Genomic DNA, 13,847 nt, shown 5'->3' on the forward strand with positions numbered 1-13,847 from the left:
GCAGTGTCGGTGGTCCGGTGGCTAGTGCTTCTCGTCGTAGGCCGCAGTGATGATCTGGCTGACGCGGACCGGCTGGGATTCGATGTCGGTGAGCGTGAGGACATCCGCGACGGTCTCTGCTCTGCCTCCGAGATAGGCGCAGGGGAAGTCGAAGTGCTGAGCCACGCACCACGCGTGGTCGGCGGGCCACCACAGGTTCGGCGGCAGTCCCTCGAACGTGTCGGTTGCTCGCGAGACCGGTCCCCTCAGCAGGAAATAGTTGTAACCGGCGATGTTCGCGGTCGGTGCCGTACCGCGAACATCGTCGAGAGCGGTGTTGCCTTCCCAGACGGCGAACCAGCAGTCGTTCGGTGTTGTCGTATTTCGAGTGAGTACCTCGATGATGGACATCAGCTGAACATGCCAGGCTACAACGGGTTTCGCCGGCATCGTACGGTGTGGCATGCCGCTGCGAGCGGGATACAGAACGCGGGCATAGGCTTCGAACACAGTGGGGACCAGCGAGCCCACGGTCGTCGTGGAGGCGATGTTCAGGTTGTCGCGCACCCACAGGGCCTCCGAGACATTCTGTTGCAGATCGTCGTCCGACCATTCCGGCCTGTGGGTGCTCGATGCCATGGACCTGACGCTACCGATATTCGGTGTGGTCGAGTCGACCCATTTCACACGCGAGAAGAGGCTAGGACGCAATCTGTGCGGCGGCGTCCAATTGCCCGATCTCGGAGCTGTCGAGAATCAGTTGCGACGCAGCGATATTCGTGAGTAGGTGAGCAATGCTCGATGTTCCCGGTAGCGGAACAACCCTCGCCTCGGTCTCATTGCCACGATGATGAACCCATGCCAACGCGATCTGACCGGGTGTCACGCCTCTGTTCGACGCTATCTCTGCGAGGGTGTCGACCAGGGGCGTGTTGTCCGAGCCGGTCAGGCTGCCGTGGCCGAGCGGTGAATGTGCGACGAGGGTGATGTCGAGATCCGCGAGAACGGGTAGTAACGATTCGACCTCACGGTGGGCGAGCGACCATTGCTGTTGCACAACGGCAATGGGATGTATTACGTGGGCGCGTCGAATGTCGTCGACGGTGACGTTCGACAGACCGAGGTGGCGGATTTTGCCTGCCTGCTTCAGTTCCGCCATCGCGGTGACGGTCTCCTCGATCGGGGTGTCGTCGCTGCGGTGGTGAAGGTAGTAGATGTCGAGGTGGTCGACGCCGAGTCGCCCGAGCGTCCCCTCGATCGCAGTGTGGACGGTCTGCGGATCTGCTCTCACCGACCAGTCGTCGAACCGTCCCGACTGGCCCCAGTAGACACCGAACTTGCTGCAGAGCGTCACCTGCTCACGATGCGACCCCAAGGCGCGACCAACAAGTTCTTCGTTGCCATACATTTCGGCGGTATCGAGCAACGTCACGCCGGCCTCGACGGCAGTCCGGACCAAGGCACCGGGGTCTCGGTCCGGATCGCCCCAACCGGCGTCCTTCAGGCGCATCAAGCCCAGGCCCTGAATCGGTGGGATGTCCCTTGTCCACGGCGTCGTGTCGGTCATGAGCCAGACGGTACTGCCTCGATGCCGCTGTGAACGGTGCCCGCAGCCAGATTGAGGAACCAGCATCCCAGAGGAAGTCGCAACCCTCTTCACCGCCTGCTCGCACTGGCGTTCGAAAACTTGTCGGTGGGTCGCGATAGATTCTGTTCATGCTTTCGGGGGACGGCGGATCTGGGGTGGACGGCATCGAGACGGTGCCGCCTCCCCCTGTCGTGTCCGATCCCGAGTTGTCGGTGTTGGTGGACCGCGTCGAGTCCGCGGTCGCCGAATTGGCCGCGCAGGCGTCGGTGTCGTGGACGAACGCCGACCGACGCGCGGTGATCCAACGCATGGAAACACTCACCCGATCCGTGACGGCCTATTCGTACACCTGGCTCAACGAGTTGATCGATCAGCGCGGCCTAGATGTGTATCCGGGGTCGGTGCCGTGCTCGGTGGCGTGGATGCTGCGGATCACCCCACGAACCGCCGGGGCGCGAGTGCGACTGGCCGCGGAGTTGGGCGATCGGACGGCATTGTCCGGTGAGGTTCTCCCGCCGTTGCTGCCGCATACCGCGGAAGCGTTGAGGGCGGGGTTGCTCGATGCCAAGCATGTGCAGATGATCCGCGAATTCTTCAAGCACTTGCCGGCCAGTGTGGATCCGCAGACCCGCGATCTCGCCGAGCAGCAGTTGGTGGGGTACGCCTCGACCCGGCGGCCCGACGATTTCGCGCCGTTGGTGGCGCACCTGGACTCGATCCTCAACCCCGACGGTGATTACGACGAGGACGAGGACGGTAAGCCCAGGCCACGCAAACGACGCGATGCGTTCTTCTATCTCGGTGAGCAGGGTGCCGACGGGATGTCGGAAGGAAACTTCTGTGTCGATTCCGAACTGCGGGCTTATCTCGAGGCTTTGTTCTCGAAAGCTGCGAAACCGGGCGTGAACAATCCGGCCGACCCGACATCGGTCGTCCACGACGACGAGAACGGCAGTGCCACAGCGCCGAAGCACGAGCCGACCACCCACGAAGCAGACTCCAGCGATGCAGGCCTGTGGGATGAGACGAACAGCGACAGTGACGACGATTGCGGCATTGGTGTCGACTGTCGTTGTGGAACAACGCACGACGGCACAGCGGCACCCAAGGACGCAACGGCACCCAAGGACGCTGCGGCACCCAAGGACGCTGCTGACCCGGACGGCATAACCGATACCGAGGGCGCACCGGACACCGCTACGCGGGATGCTGCCGCTGCGCGGGATACGCGTACCCAGAACGAACGCCGTCACGACGCCCTGAAGATGGCACTGCGGCACACACTCGCCTCCGGGACCCTCGGCACCCACCGAGGCCTGCCCGTCACCGCGATCGTCACCATGACCCTGAAAGATCTCGACGCCGGTTGTGGTTACGCGATGACCGGCACCGGATCCCGCGTGTCCATCCGCGATGCGATCCGTATGGCTTCCCACGCCCACCACTACCTGACCATCTTCGACGACGACGGCCGAGCCCTGTACCTGGGCCGGTCCAAACGGATCGCCTCCGCCGACCAACGCATCGTCCTCATCGCCCGCGACCGCGGCTGCAGCTTCCCCTCCTGCACCCGCCCGGCGACCTGGTGCCAGGCCCATCACGTCGACGACTGGACCGACGGCGGACCCACCGACATCGACGCCCTCACCTTCGGCTGCGACATGCACCACGCACTCGTCGGCACCGGACCAGGAAAGTGGGCGACCACCAAAACCACAGCAGGACATCGATATCCGGGCCGCACCCTATGGCACCCACCCACAGGAATGGACCCCAAGCGCCGCGGGCTGATCAATCACGCACACCACCCCGAAGAAGTCCTCTACCCACCCGACCACCACGACACCGGCGACACCGGCGACGAGGAACCACGACAACCCGCATGACGACCCACACCAGCACCACGGCACAGCTCTGTCTGTCGTCGGTACATGGCGGCCCCTCGGCGACGGCCGTGTAGACGGATTCACCTACATCGAAGGCGACATCGTCGGCGGCACCCCACGCCGGTAACCAACCACCGCCTGAGAGGACCGCCCTTTGTGCCTGCACAAGCATGGGCCACTCTGATCGTCGGCGTCCTCGCAGTCGTCGGCGTCGCCCTGACAGTCCGCCAACGCACCGTGGCCGACAAACGCGCCCAAGCCTGGCAACGAATCACATGGTGTCTCGAACGCACCACCAGCGCCGACCCCGCCGAGGCCGAACTCGGGTGGGACATCTACGCCTCCGTCACCGACTCGCCGCTCATCACCACAACCGAACAAGACGTCCTCGTCGCCGTCGCCGACCGATCCGCCCGACGTGCACTGGCGGAACCCGACGAAACCGAGGACACTGACAACCAGAACGAGCAGGAGGACCCACGATGACCACCGCAGAGGCCCGCAAGACCTGGACCCCAAACGAACGGCGCAGTGTCGCCGCCGCAGCAGCCCGCGCCTCGATCGCGCTTCGCGAACGTACCGGCCGCGAGGTACCGCAATGGCTCCGTGACACCGCCGAAGGGCGCCCGACCACCCCACCCGCCGAGCTGGCCTGACGCAGACACCAGCAGCAGAACCCGACAAGGCCCGCACCCCGACACACCGGGGGCGGGCCTTCTCCGTTGCCCAGGGACGGACCAGCGGTGCGCGGAGGACTGGGCCACCCTGCGGGCGTACACGATTCGAGCTCCGTTGCCCTGCACCCCGTCGGTGCCGATCGCAGCGATCAGGTCGCGCAATTCCGCGTCGGACGCCGCCCGCACAGGTCAAGCCCGAAAATTAATAGAGCTCCCGAGTCGTTACTGCGTACGGTAAGCGGATGATGGTTCTAGAGAGCAGGACTGCGGTGTTGTCGCCGCCGGTCTTCTTCGTCTGGAAGGCGCTCATGCGCCCAGATGTGCATCCGAAGAATCAGGGGTTCGCCTGGCCGGTGATGTTCGAGGATCAGCCGCTACCTCGCATCGTCGAGAGCAGCGAGTTCGACCGCGTTGTCTGGAGCTCTCCGTGGCCGAGTCTCCCCGACATCCTGTTGCAGTTCGACCTGACACCAGAAACTCGTCTGCGCTGGACGCTGTTGGCCCACACGCCGACGCCCGATCAGCACACGGTCGAGTGGCTACGCGACCAAGTGAGCCATCTGGTGAACATCGACCTGCGCAACGCGACTGGATATTGAACTGTCATCGATTGCCGCCGTTCGGCCCGTAGGGATAGCGCTTACCGACGGCGAACCACAGGATCGGCCCGACGATCGGCAGAATCAACGCGACGAATGCCCACGGCAGCGCGGCCACAAGCCCCGTGCTGGGGTCACGGAGGATCGAGGCAAGTGCCATGGCGTACAAAGCGATTGCAATCGCGGCACCGGCAGAAACCATGGCTCCTAAGGTAGCTCAATCCGCGTTGCGGACAACCTCGATCAGCCTGTTCGCGAAACTGGTTGCGGTGATGACCAATCCGTTGTTCAGCTGTGGGTCCAGTACCGCACTGCGACCCGCGGCGACGGCGGGGAGGTTCTGCCATGCGGCGATTCCGTCGATCTGGGTTGGGTCGGTGGTCTGGTGGAAGATGAACTCCGCATCCGCGATCTGGTTCAGATTCTCGACCGACAGGCGGTAGTTCCCCTCCTCGTCTTCGGGATTGTTCTGCAGCACAGTGAATCCCATATCCGTGGCGACCGCGTTGCCGAGGTAGTTGGTCCACACGATGACGTATCCCTTGGCAACCGGTTCGCTGGTGATGAGGGCGATTCTGCGACCGTCCGTGACCGCGGCCGCGTCGTCGATGGTCCGCTGGTACTCGTCCAGACGCGGCTGCACAGTGTCGAGTAGACCGATGGCCGAGAACTGGTCGACGGTGTACCGCTCGAAATCCGGCTCGTTGACTTCGACGGGAAGAACCGGCGCAATTTTGGTGAGCTGGTCGTTTCCGTACCAGTCGAGTCGCCATCCGTTGGCACGCATCACGATGAGGTCAGGTGACAGCGCCGCGATCTCCTCTGCCGTCGGACCGTCGGGTCCACCTATGACCTGGGTCTGCGCGTCGAGCAATCCCTCGAACTGTCCCGCGGGACGCGCGCCGGGCTGAAAGGTGTTGCCGGTAGCAATGATGGGATATCCGGCCAGCAGAGCGAATTCGAGATCTCCCCGTCCCTCCATCACGACCACGCGGGTGGGGCGCGCGGGAACGGTGACATCGAATCCGTCGCCCGTCATCCGCACTGCCTGCGAGGTCGCGGCCGCCGCGTCCTGGCCCCGAGGCGAGCAGGCGGTAGCGAGTGCAACCGCCCCGGCAGCCAGGAAGAACCCACGGCGGTCGAGCATTGCGGACGACAAAATTCGAGAGGGCATTGGGATAGGCTACCCTTTGTTTTGATGGCCCTAAAACCGTCCCCTGTCGACGTGCTCGTCCCGCTCATGCACGAGTTCGTAGCGAGCCAGCCACAATCCCTGCAGAACCTGCTGGTTCTCGGTGTGCACGAAGCCGAACGACTCGTAGAGTCTGCGCGCCGGTGCATTGTCTCGCCCGGTAGCCTCCTGTATACGTTGTCCCGCAATCGATTCGATAACCACCATGACCAATGCTCGTCCGATTCCCTGGCGATGTGCGTGTGGTGCCACCACCAGGCGGTCGATCTCCGACCCGGACCACGCTGCGGCACCGAGGATTTCGTCACCCTGCCGCGCAACGAGCCAGTGGACCTGTGCAGCACACAGATCGTTCACCGACTCGTGCAGCAGCGGGATGCGGTCGTCGCCGATCAGTCTCGCTTCGACTGCATACGAACTCTTCTGCACCGCGAGGATCTGCTCGGCGACGCCCAGATCGGCCGTAGGGTCGACGCGAACGATCTCAATAGCGGCCACCGGCGGGAGCCGGCAGAGCGTCGAGTGTGGCCAGGTGGTCCGGGCTCAAGGTGAGCGAGGCTGCGCCCGCGTTCTCGTCCAGACGCGAGGTGCGTCGAGTGCCGGGAATCGGGACCACGTGCTCACCCTGCGCCAGAACCCACGCCAAGGCCACCTGCGCCGGCGTCGCACCGAGCTCGTCGGCGACGGCTGCGATGGCGTCGACGATCACGAGGTTCGCGTCGAGGTTGTCCTGGCTGAAACGCGGCAGGCGAGCACGGAAATCGTCTGCGGCGGGCACTGTTCCGCGGAAGTTGCCGGTCAGGAAGCCGCGGCCAAGTGGTGAGAACGGCACGAATGCCGCACCGTTGTCTTGCGTCCACTTCAGCGACGTGGCGAGGTGATCGCGCGTCCACAGGGACAATTCCGACTGCACAGCAGAAATCGGATGCACCTGCTGGGCCCGATCGAGCTGCTCGACGCTGAACTCTGAGACACCGAGCGCCCGAACCTTTCCGGCGTGCACGGCCTCGGCCATCGCGCCGATGCTGTCCTCTACGTCGACTTCGGGATCCGGACGGTGGAGGTAGTACAGATCGATGTGGTCGACGCCCAAGCGGCGGAGTGAATCGTCGATTGCCGAACGCAGGTGATCCGGCTTGCCGTTGGGGCCCGAAATGACCGGCTCTCCGGCGTCGCCGACGTGGGAGACGAGACCACCCTTGGTCGCGAGTATCACCTCGTCGCGTCGGCTACCGATCGCCTTGCCGACGACTTCCTCGTTGGTGAACGGTCCGTACACATCGGCCGTGTCGATGAAACTCACACCCAGGTCCAAGGCGTGCCCGATGACGCGGTCGGGGGTCTCCGTCCGGTCGTCGGCCTTGTATGCCCAGGTCATTCCCATGCAGCCCAGGCCGATGGCGCCCACCTCGGGGCCGTCGTTCCAGAGAGTTCGGGTCGGTATGGTGCGTGCGCTCATGTACTCGACACTACGACGGGAAAACCGTTGTCGCTCGTACTTGCCCCACGACTAGCATCACCGCATGGCTCTTCCGCACTCGAAGGTGTATTTCGGCGATCGCTTGGTGGACGCACAGGACGCAACGCTCGGGGTTGCTACCTCGGCCGTTCTCTACGGGCTCAGTGTCTACACGGTGTTCCCGGTCCAGGTGGACGGTGAAGGGCGTACCGCTTTCCGGTTGCTCGATCACTATCAGCGACTCGTCGAATCCTGCAAGATCATCGGCATCGACACGTTTGCCTCGCAGTGGACGTTCGAGCGATTCGTACAGGCGACGCGGGACGTGGTTGCCGCCAACGCTCCGACGGCCGAGGTCTACGTTCGAGCTACCGTCCACGTCGACGAGTCGATCCCCGGAACGCGGGTGCGTGGCCTGCACACCACGGTGTCCATCTTCCTGTACGACGCCAATCCCATTGTCCCGCAGGACGGGATGCGATTGAAGACGAGTGTGTGGCGGCGTATCCCGGACAACGCCATTCCGTCCCGCGCCAAAGTGAACGGAGCGTACGTCAATTCCGTTCTGGCGAAACAGGATGCGATCGACAGTGGTTTCGACGACTGCATCTTTCTCGACATCAACGGCCACGTCTGTGAACTGAGTGCCGCGAACATTTTCCTCGTGCGGAACGGAGTGCTCGTCACCCCCGACGTCACCAGCGACATTCTCGACGGTATCAACCGGCGAACCATCCTGACGTTGGCGCGCGAAGAAGGACTGACGGTCCAGGAGCGAACCGTCGACCTCACCGAGCTGTACATCGCCGACGAAGTCTTCGTCTGTGGCACCTCGGCGGGAGTTGCCCCGGTGTACGAAATCGACGGTCGTGCAGTCGGATCGAAGGAAAGCGGGCCAGTGACGCTGACTCTCCGTAAGCGTCACCAGGCCGCGCTCACCAGCGACGAGGTACACGGTTGGGTGAGTGTGCTGTAGCCGCTACGCGGGGCAGGTCGACTCGAGTCCGGCAATGAGCGCGGTGCTGGCGTACTCGATCAGGGGATCGGTCGCAGGGTCAGGTGCCGCGGAGGTCCACGACAGTGCGACTTGGCGCTGCCCGTTCGGGCTCGCGAACGCGAGTGTGCTGTAGCCGAAGCCATTGCCGCGCTGGCCGAACACGAGCTCGCCCGATCCCGGGTTGCACGCGTCGCCGCCCAGCAGCAGGCCGAGTCCATAGGTGGACGGTGTTATTACCTGCATCTCGTCGATCAGATTCTGCGGGATCAAAGTGCCGTCGAACAGTGCTCGGAAGAAGGTATTCATGTCGCCGACGGTCGAGACCACGGCGGCACCCGAGGACCAGATGCTCGCGTCGAAATCGGTGACGTCGGTGTAGGTTCCGTTCTCGAGCGTGTAACCGTGCAGGGCATTGTCGGCGATGGCCGCGTCGGTGGGGTAAGTCGTGTCGGCCATCTCCAGGGGATCGAAGATCCTGTCCTGCAACGACTGTCCGATGGACTTGCCGTCCAGGTCGGCGATGATCTGTCCGAGCAGGACGTAGTTGGTGCCCGTGTAGCTGAACTCCTGGCCGGGCTCGCTCGTCCAGGGCATGGCCAGGGCTCGAGTGATCAACTCGTCGTCGGTGACGGCATCGTTCGCGCGGGCCGCAATCTGCTCCGCAGAGTCGAATCCGGTGAAGTAGTCCGGAACGCCACTGGTGTGATCGAGCAACTGACGGACGGTGACCGGCTTGGGCAGCAGGCCGGGTAGCAGCTCGTCTACCGGCTGGTCGAGCTCGAGCTTCCCCTCGTCCACGAGCTGGAGCACCACTGCGGCAACCATTGCCTTGGTGACGCTGGCGATACGGACGGGGTCGTCGGCTGACGCAGCCTCGGTGCCATCGCGCTCGACGAGGCCGGCGGCTCCCGACCACGAATTCTCGCCGTCGCGTACCTGCGCAACAGCGGCAACGGATCCGGCGTCGACCAGGGCGTCCAACGCTGCCTGGACGTCGTCGGTTCTGATGGTTCCGCTCGAGGGCGTGGTGGTGGTCGCTTCGACGGCAGAGGGCTCGTCGGACGATGTGCACCCACTGACCAGCAGAGATGTCGACACGGTGAGGGCGGCGAGGATTCGTAGCTTGCTCATGTCTTCGACGCTATCGTCGTTCAGCGAAGGATTTCAGTGTCAAATGTCAGTGATTCTCCCTGTCCGGGATGGTGGGCAGCAGAGCGCGAGAGCGAATATCGCGTTTCACGGCTTCGATGAACACGTCCATGTCCAGTACGGTTTTCGCGTTCAGCGCGCTGTACGACACTGCAACGGAATTGCTGTCGACCTCGCGATCACCGATGACCGCGATGTACGGGTCGCGATGAAGTCGCGCATTCCGAATACGTCCGCCCAGTGAACCCTCCTCGAGAATCTGGGCGCGAACCGATGCATCGTGCAGTCGGGCGACCAGGGCCCGCGCCGCCCGCGACTGCGAACTACCCACGCAGATGACGGCCACCTGCCTCGGAGCGAGCCACGGCGGCATTCGACCGGCATGACGGTCTATCAGCATGGCGGTCAGTCGTTCCATCGACCCGAGAACACCACGGTGAATCATCACCGGTCGGTGCTTCTCACCGTCGGATCCGGTGTATTCGAGGCCGAACCGCTCCGGTTGATTGAAATCGATCTGCACGGTCGACACAGTCTCCTGATGACCAGCGACCTGTACATCTATCTTCGGCCCGTAGAAGGCGGCATCTCCCTCCCCGATGGTGAACTCGCGATCACCCAGTGCCGCGCGTAGCTGACCTTCGGCGGCACTCCACTGCGCGGTGTCACCCAGGTAGCGTCCAGTCCCACCCCGAACCGAGAGCCTGAACGAGGGGGCGAGTCCCAGTACGCGGTAACACCTTTCGATGGAGTCGAGAGCCAGTCGGACTTCCTCTCCAACCTGATCGGGGGTGCAGAACACATGCGCGTCGTCGAGGGAGATCTGCCGTACTCGGGTCAATCCGCCCAGCACACCGGAGAGTTCACTTCGGAACATCGATCCCAGTTCCGATACGCGAAACGGTAGGTCGCGGAAGCTGCGCCCACGGGCATCGAACACTTGGGTGTGGTGTGGGCAATTGGCCGGTCGCAGAACGAATTCCTCACCGCCGATACGCATCGGGGGGAACATATCGGCCGAGAATTTGTCCCAGTGGCCCGACCTGTCGAACAGCGAGCGTTTCGCCAGGACCGGTGTGTACACGCCGAGGCAGCCTGAGCGCGCTGCTTCCTCGGCTGCCAGTTTCTCGAGTTCCGCTCTGATGATTGCGCCGTCTGGGAGCCAGACGGGTAGACCGGCACCGATGGCCGGGCTGGTTGCAAAGAGATCCAACTCGCGACCGAGCGGGCTGTGGTCGGACTTCATGGGTACTCCACTTCTGCTGTGGCCCAGAAGAAGTGCCCAGATACGCGAAAACCCCGGGAACAACTCCCGGGGTTCGTCGAAACAGGGGCGGTGCAGGCCTACTTCGGACGCCGGAAGAAAACCGGCGTCGTCGTCAGTGGCTGCGGGTGCATCATGGCGACGACAGTACAAGCGTCCGCGACGGCTGGCAAGAGCCGTCAGCGATCGACCTGGCAGAAGCGGAGGTTGTTCGAGAACGGGTCTATGACCGTCATGGTCGGACCGCCCGGCCCGTCGTGGTCGATTCCCGGTCGACTGCGTGGGTGGTTCTTCTGCACGAGTTCGGCATTGAACGACACGACGTCCGCGATCGGTATCCAGACGGACGATCCCGGTGTGCCGTCGCCGTAGTGCTGGGACAGATCCAGGATGCACTCTCCGCGTGAAATACGAATGTACAGCGGCAGATCCGGCTCGAATCGATGCTCCCATTCGACCGAAAAGCCCAGATAGTCCAGATAGAACGCACGCGCTTCGACGTCGTCGAAGATGCGGAGAATCGGGACTGCCGAGCCGAAAGCCTTCATGACATCGAGTGTGGCATGTCCAGCGCTGCCCGCACCAGGGTTGCGCTACCGTCCGCTCGACTCCAGAAGCACCCCGGCCGCAGTCTTTGCTGCAGTGGCAGATTCGGCCAGCTCGGTGATGGCTGCGGTAGTTTGAGCACCCTCGGCGAGCAAGGCGATCTGCAGCCCGACGGTCGGCTCGCATCCGGCTTCGACGGCCAAGCGGGTGACGTACTCGATGAAACTCTTCTTGTGCTGATGTGCGGCGTCGGCGACCTCGGGCATGGTTGCGCCCAGTTCGCCGAAGGAGTTGATGAAGGCGCACCCGCGGAAGTCGTCCTGGCGAAACCAGTGGTCCAAGAAGTCGAAGATCGACAGCAGTTTCTCACGAGGGGATCCGTGTAGCTCTGCTTCGGCGTGGATGCCGTCGGTCCACTGCTGGGTGCGACCACGAAGAACCTCGGCGACGATGGCCGTTTTCGAGGGAAAGAGCGTGTACAGGCGCTTGAGGGAGATGCCGGCCTTGGCGCGCAACTCGTCCATGCCCACTGCCTGGATGCCGCGCGCATAGAACAGTTCGTCCGCGGCGTTCACCACCTGTGCCCGTCCGATTTCCGTACTGGTCATCGCTTACCCCTTGCCGAGAGAACCAACGTTCTCTACAGTAGTCCACATGTGGAGAGAACGACCGTTCTCCCGCTCGATGTTCAGGACACAGGAAGGCAGGATCATGGCGTACATCAACGTCGGAACCGAGAACTCCACCCCCGTCGAGGTCTACTACGAGGATCACGGCTCCGGACAGCCCGTTGTGCTCATCCACGGCTACCCGCTCGACGGCAACTCCTGGGAACGTCAGTCGCGCGCACTACTCGACGCCGGCTACCGCGTCATCACCTACGACCGTCGTGGGTTCGGGCAGTCGAGCAAGCCCACCGTCGGATACGACTACGACACCTTTGCTGCAGACCTGGACAAGGTGCTCACCGAGCTGGACCTCAACGAGGTCATCCTGGTCGGATTCTCCATGGGCACAGGCGAACTGGCTCGGTACGCCGCGAAGTACGGCACCGACCGCGTGGCGAAGTTCGCATTCCTCGCATCCCTCGAGCCGTTCCTGCTGCAGACGGACGACAATCCCACCGGCGTTCCGCAGTCGGTGTTCGACGGTATCGAGACCGCCGCCCGCGAAGACAGGTTCACCTGGTTCGAGAACTTCTACAAGGACTTCTACAACCTCGACGAAAACCTCGGCAGCCGAATCAGTGAGGCCACAGTGCGCGCGAGCTGGAACACCGCCACGACCAGCGCACCTGTCGCGGCCTACGCCGTCGTACCCACCTGGCTCGAGGACTTCCGCGCGGACGTCGCGAAGGTACGTGAATCCGGCAAGCCCACGCTGATCCTGCACGGAACCGCGGACAACATCCTTCCGATCGATTCGACGGGACGTCCGTTCCACCAGGCATTCCCCGAGGCCACGTACGTCGAGGTCGAGGGCGCACCCCACGGACTGCTGTGGACGCACTTCCAGGAAGTGAACGACGCGCTGCTCGCGTTCGTGAAGTAACAGCACTACGGCGGCAGGCATTACGGCCTGCCGCCGAGTGGGCTGCTAGACCGCGACGACGCCGTCGTGGTCGCTGTAGACGATCTCGCCCGGGTTGAACGTGACGCCGCCGAAGCTGACCGGCACGTTCTTCTCACCCGAGCCGGTCTGCGTGCTCTTGCGCGGGTTGGTCCCCAGCGCCTTGACGCCGATCTCGAGTGTGCGCAGGATCGCGGAGTCGCGCACCGCACCGTTGACGATGACACCCGCCCAGCCGTTGGTGACTCCGCGGCCGGCGATGATGTCGCCGACGAGGGCGGTGTGAACACTCGCATCGCCGTCGACCACCAGGACGCCACCGTTGCCGGGCTCGCTGAGCGTCTGCTTGACCAGCAAGTTGTCCTGGAAGCAGCGGATGGTGGTAATCGGTCCCGCGAACTCGGTGTGCTTGCCGAACTGGATGAACTGGGTGTCGCAGCTGCGGATCTCGGGACCGATCTCGTCGGCCAGATCAGCTGTTGCCTTGAATTCCACAGGTGAAGTCATGCGGCACAGACTATCGCTCGCTCATCAGCCCCGGCCGTGACGCCGTTCGTAGTCGTCGCGAGTGCGATCGACGCGGCTCTGCGCTTTGGCGTTGATCAGTTGCGGGTCGAGGCCGTGAATCAGCAGGCGATGCCGCCGATAGACGTTCATCAGGGCAATCGAGAAGTACACCAGCGGGATGAACAGCAGCGACATCATCGCGAGCGACATCCACAGCGGACCCGGAATCAGCAGGAACAGCAGCAGTAACGGAATGATCGGCACGATGAATCGGGCGATGTAGCGGACCTGGGCGCCGTTGCCCACGAGATCCTTGCGAACCCAGTCCTGCATCGACTCGGGCAGCGTGCGTCCGAACGAATAGCCCAGAAACTGCAGCGGTGTGGGCGTCGTGCGTTCGGTGGTCATCGCGCAATGCTAGTCCCGTCTTCGTTG

General features: G+C 63.5%; 18 protein-coding genes. 6 read left to right on the plus strand and 12 right to left on the minus strand.

Annotation, left to right across the window (positions count from 1 at the left end):
- Nucleotides 1-21: 21 nt before the first annotated feature.
- Complete coding sequence (locus BH93_RS01420) at nucleotides 22-618, minus strand: hypothetical protein (protein WP_037174872.1); 597 nt, start codon at nucleotides 616-618, stop codon at nucleotides 22-24.
- A 61-nt stretch (nucleotides 619-679) separates the two neighbouring features.
- A complete protein-coding gene (locus BH93_RS01425; protein WP_052065271.1) occupies nucleotides 680-1,546 on the minus strand; it encodes an aldo/keto reductase in 867 nt (288 codons plus the stop codon).
- A gap of 149 nt (nucleotides 1,547-1,695) precedes the next feature.
- Between BH93_RS01425 and BH93_RS01430 the strand changes: the two genes are divergently transcribed.
- The 4 genes from BH93_RS01430 (at nucleotide 1,696) to BH93_RS01445 (ending at nucleotide 4,729) form a co-directional block, all read left to right on the plus strand.
- A complete protein-coding gene (locus BH93_RS01430) occupies nucleotides 1,696-3,453 on the plus strand; it encodes an HNH endonuclease signature motif containing protein (RefSeq protein WP_052065270.1) in 1,758 nt (585 codons plus the stop codon).
- Nucleotides 3,454-3,609: 156 nt separating this feature from the next.
- On the plus strand, nucleotides 3,610-3,939 hold the full coding sequence (locus tag BH93_RS01435) for a hypothetical protein (protein ID WP_032380891.1): 330 nt from the start codon (nucleotides 3,610-3,612) through the stop codon (nucleotides 3,937-3,939).
- Nucleotides 3,936-4,109: a hypothetical protein gene (locus BH93_RS01440; protein ID WP_155291023.1), complete on the plus strand. Its 174-nt coding sequence runs from the start codon at nucleotides 3,936-3,938 to the stop codon at nucleotides 4,107-4,109. Before BH93_RS01435 ends, BH93_RS01440 begins: the two co-directional genes overlap by 4 nt.
- Nucleotides 4,110-4,372: 263 nt before the next feature.
- Nucleotides 4,373-4,729, plus strand: coding sequence for a hypothetical protein (locus BH93_RS01445; RefSeq protein ID WP_037174871.1), 357 nt, complete (start codon nucleotides 4,373-4,375; stop codon nucleotides 4,727-4,729).
- Between the two features lie 4 nt (nucleotides 4,730-4,733).
- Here BH93_RS01445 and BH93_RS01450 read toward each other — a convergent pair whose 3' ends face one another.
- The 4 genes from BH93_RS01450 to BH93_RS01465 are packed head-to-tail and all read right to left on the minus strand — an operon-like array spanning nucleotide 4,734 to nucleotide 7,380.
- Nucleotides 4,734-4,931, minus strand: a complete 198-nt coding sequence (locus BH93_RS01450; RefSeq protein WP_037174869.1) for a PLDc N-terminal domain-containing protein — start codon at nucleotides 4,929-4,931, stop codon at nucleotides 4,734-4,736.
- A gap of 15 nt (nucleotides 4,932-4,946) precedes the next feature.
- Nucleotides 4,947-5,903 carry an ABC transporter substrate-binding protein gene (locus BH93_RS01455; protein WP_242459089.1) on the minus strand — a complete coding sequence of 319 codons (957 nt, stop codon included), beginning with the start codon at nucleotides 5,901-5,903 and terminating at the stop codon, nucleotides 4,947-4,949.
- Nucleotides 5,904-5,933: 30 nt separating this feature from the next.
- Complete coding sequence (locus tag BH93_RS01460; protein ID WP_052065268.1) at nucleotides 5,934-6,419, minus strand: GNAT family N-acetyltransferase; 486 nt, start codon at nucleotides 6,417-6,419, stop codon at nucleotides 5,934-5,936.
- Nucleotides 6,406-7,380, minus strand: coding sequence for an aldo/keto reductase (locus tag BH93_RS01465; RefSeq protein WP_037174868.1), 975 nt, complete (start codon nucleotides 7,378-7,380; stop codon nucleotides 6,406-6,408). Before BH93_RS01465 ends, BH93_RS01460 begins: the two co-directional genes overlap by 14 nt.
- Before the next feature lie 64 nt (nucleotides 7,381-7,444).
- On the opposite strand from BH93_RS01465, the gene BH93_RS01470 reads away from it, so the two are divergent.
- A complete protein-coding gene (locus BH93_RS01470) occupies nucleotides 7,445-8,356 on the plus strand; it encodes an aminotransferase class IV (RefSeq protein ID WP_037174867.1) in 912 nt (303 codons plus the stop codon).
- A gap of 3 nt (nucleotides 8,357-8,359) precedes the next feature.
- Here the strand turns inward: BH93_RS01470 and BH93_RS01475 are convergent, their stop codons facing one another.
- From BH93_RS01475 to BH93_RS01490, 4 genes are all read right to left on the minus strand, one after another.
- Nucleotides 8,360-9,508: a serine hydrolase domain-containing protein gene (locus BH93_RS01475; protein ID WP_052065267.1), complete on the minus strand. Its 1,149-nt coding sequence runs from the start codon at nucleotides 9,506-9,508 to the stop codon at nucleotides 8,360-8,362.
- 46 nt (nucleotides 9,509-9,554) lie between these two features.
- The gene (gene thrS / locus BH93_RS01480; protein ID WP_037174866.1) at nucleotides 9,555-10,772 is read right to left on the minus strand and encodes a threonine--tRNA ligase; all 1,218 of its coding nucleotides are present in this window, start codon (nucleotides 10,770-10,772) and stop codon (nucleotides 9,555-9,557) included.
- A gap of 197 nt (nucleotides 10,773-10,969) precedes the next feature.
- Entirely contained in the window at nucleotides 10,970-11,338 is a 369-nt protein-coding gene (locus BH93_RS01485; RefSeq protein ID WP_052065266.1) for a glyoxalase superfamily protein, read from the minus strand.
- Nucleotides 11,339-11,383: 45 nt separating this feature from the next.
- Complete coding sequence (locus BH93_RS01490; protein ID WP_037174865.1) at nucleotides 11,384-11,944, minus strand: TetR/AcrR family transcriptional regulator; 561 nt, start codon at nucleotides 11,942-11,944, stop codon at nucleotides 11,384-11,386.
- 103 nt (nucleotides 11,945-12,047) lie between these two features.
- On the opposite strand from BH93_RS01490, the gene BH93_RS01495 reads away from it, so the two are divergent.
- Nucleotides 12,048-12,887: an alpha/beta fold hydrolase gene (locus BH93_RS01495; protein WP_037174864.1), complete on the plus strand. Its 840-nt coding sequence runs from the start codon at nucleotides 12,048-12,050 to the stop codon at nucleotides 12,885-12,887.
- Nucleotides 12,888-12,932: 45 nt separating this feature from the next.
- Here BH93_RS01495 and rraA read toward each other — a convergent pair whose 3' ends face one another.
- Nucleotides 12,933-13,412 (minus strand): ribonuclease E activity regulator RraA, encoded by a 480-nt coding sequence (gene rraA / locus BH93_RS01500; protein WP_037174863.1) that lies wholly within the window; start codon nucleotides 13,410-13,412, stop codon nucleotides 12,933-12,935.
- A gap of 24 nt (nucleotides 13,413-13,436) precedes the next feature.
- Nucleotides 13,437-13,820 (minus strand): DUF5313 family protein, encoded by a 384-nt coding sequence (locus BH93_RS01505; RefSeq protein ID WP_032401464.1) that lies wholly within the window; start codon nucleotides 13,818-13,820, stop codon nucleotides 13,437-13,439.
- Nucleotides 13,821-13,847: the final 27 nt, after the last annotated feature.

The sequence above is a fragment of the Rhodococcoides fascians A25f genome (assembly GCF_000760935.2).
In the GTDB taxonomy this organism is placed as follows: domain Bacteria; phylum Actinomycetota; class Actinomycetes; order Mycobacteriales; family Mycobacteriaceae; genus Rhodococcoides.

Excerpts from the sequence above, each read along its gene's own strand:
- BH93_RS01420 (WP_037174872.1), bottom strand. The coding sequence starts at position 618 with ATGGCATCGAGCACCCACAGGCCGGAATGGTCGGACGACGATCTGCAA.
- BH93_RS01425 (WP_052065271.1), bottom strand. The coding sequence starts at position 1,546 with ATGACCGACACGACGCCGTGGACAAGGGACATCCCACCGATTCAGGGC.
- BH93_RS01430 (WP_052065270.1), top strand. The coding sequence starts at position 1,696 with ATGCTTTCGGGGGACGGCGGATCTGGGGTGGACGGCATCGAGACGGTG.
- BH93_RS01440 (WP_155291023.1), top strand. The coding sequence starts at position 3,936 with ATGACCACCGCAGAGGCCCGCAAGACCTGGACCCCAAACGAACGGCGC.
- BH93_RS01445 (WP_037174871.1), top strand. The coding sequence starts at position 4,373 with ATGATGGTTCTAGAGAGCAGGACTGCGGTGTTGTCGCCGCCGGTCTTC.
- BH93_RS01450 (WP_037174869.1), bottom strand. The coding sequence starts at position 4,931 with ATGGTTTCTGCCGGTGCCGCGATTGCAATCGCTTTGTACGCCATGGCA.
- BH93_RS01455 (WP_242459089.1), bottom strand. The coding sequence starts at position 5,903 with ATGCCCTCTCGAATTTTGTCGTCCGCAATGCTCGACCGCCGTGGGTTC.
- BH93_RS01465 (WP_037174868.1), bottom strand. The coding sequence starts at position 7,380 with ATGAGCGCACGCACCATACCGACCCGAACTCTCTGGAACGACGGCCCC.
- BH93_RS01470 (WP_037174867.1), top strand. The coding sequence starts at position 7,445 with ATGGCTCTTCCGCACTCGAAGGTGTATTTCGGCGATCGCTTGGTGGAC.
- BH93_RS01475 (WP_052065267.1), bottom strand. The coding sequence starts at position 9,508 with ATGAGCAAGCTACGAATCCTCGCCGCCCTCACCGTGTCGACATCTCTG.
- thrS (WP_037174866.1), bottom strand. The coding sequence starts at position 10,772 with ATGAAGTCCGACCACAGCCCGCTCGGTCGCGAGTTGGATCTCTTTGCA.
- BH93_RS01485 (WP_052065266.1), bottom strand. The coding sequence starts at position 11,338 with ATGAAGGCTTTCGGCTCGGCAGTCCCGATTCTCCGCATCTTCGACGAC.
- BH93_RS01490 (WP_037174865.1), bottom strand. The coding sequence starts at position 11,944 with ATGACCAGTACGGAAATCGGACGGGCACAGGTGGTGAACGCCGCGGAC.
- BH93_RS01495 (WP_037174864.1), top strand. The coding sequence starts at position 12,048 with ATGGCGTACATCAACGTCGGAACCGAGAACTCCACCCCCGTCGAGGTC.
- rraA (WP_037174863.1), bottom strand. The coding sequence starts at position 13,412 with ATGACTTCACCTGTGGAATTCAAGGCAACAGCTGATCTGGCCGACGAG.
- BH93_RS01505 (WP_032401464.1), bottom strand. The coding sequence starts at position 13,820 with ATGACCACCGAACGCACGACGCCCACACCGCTGCAGTTTCTGGGCTAT.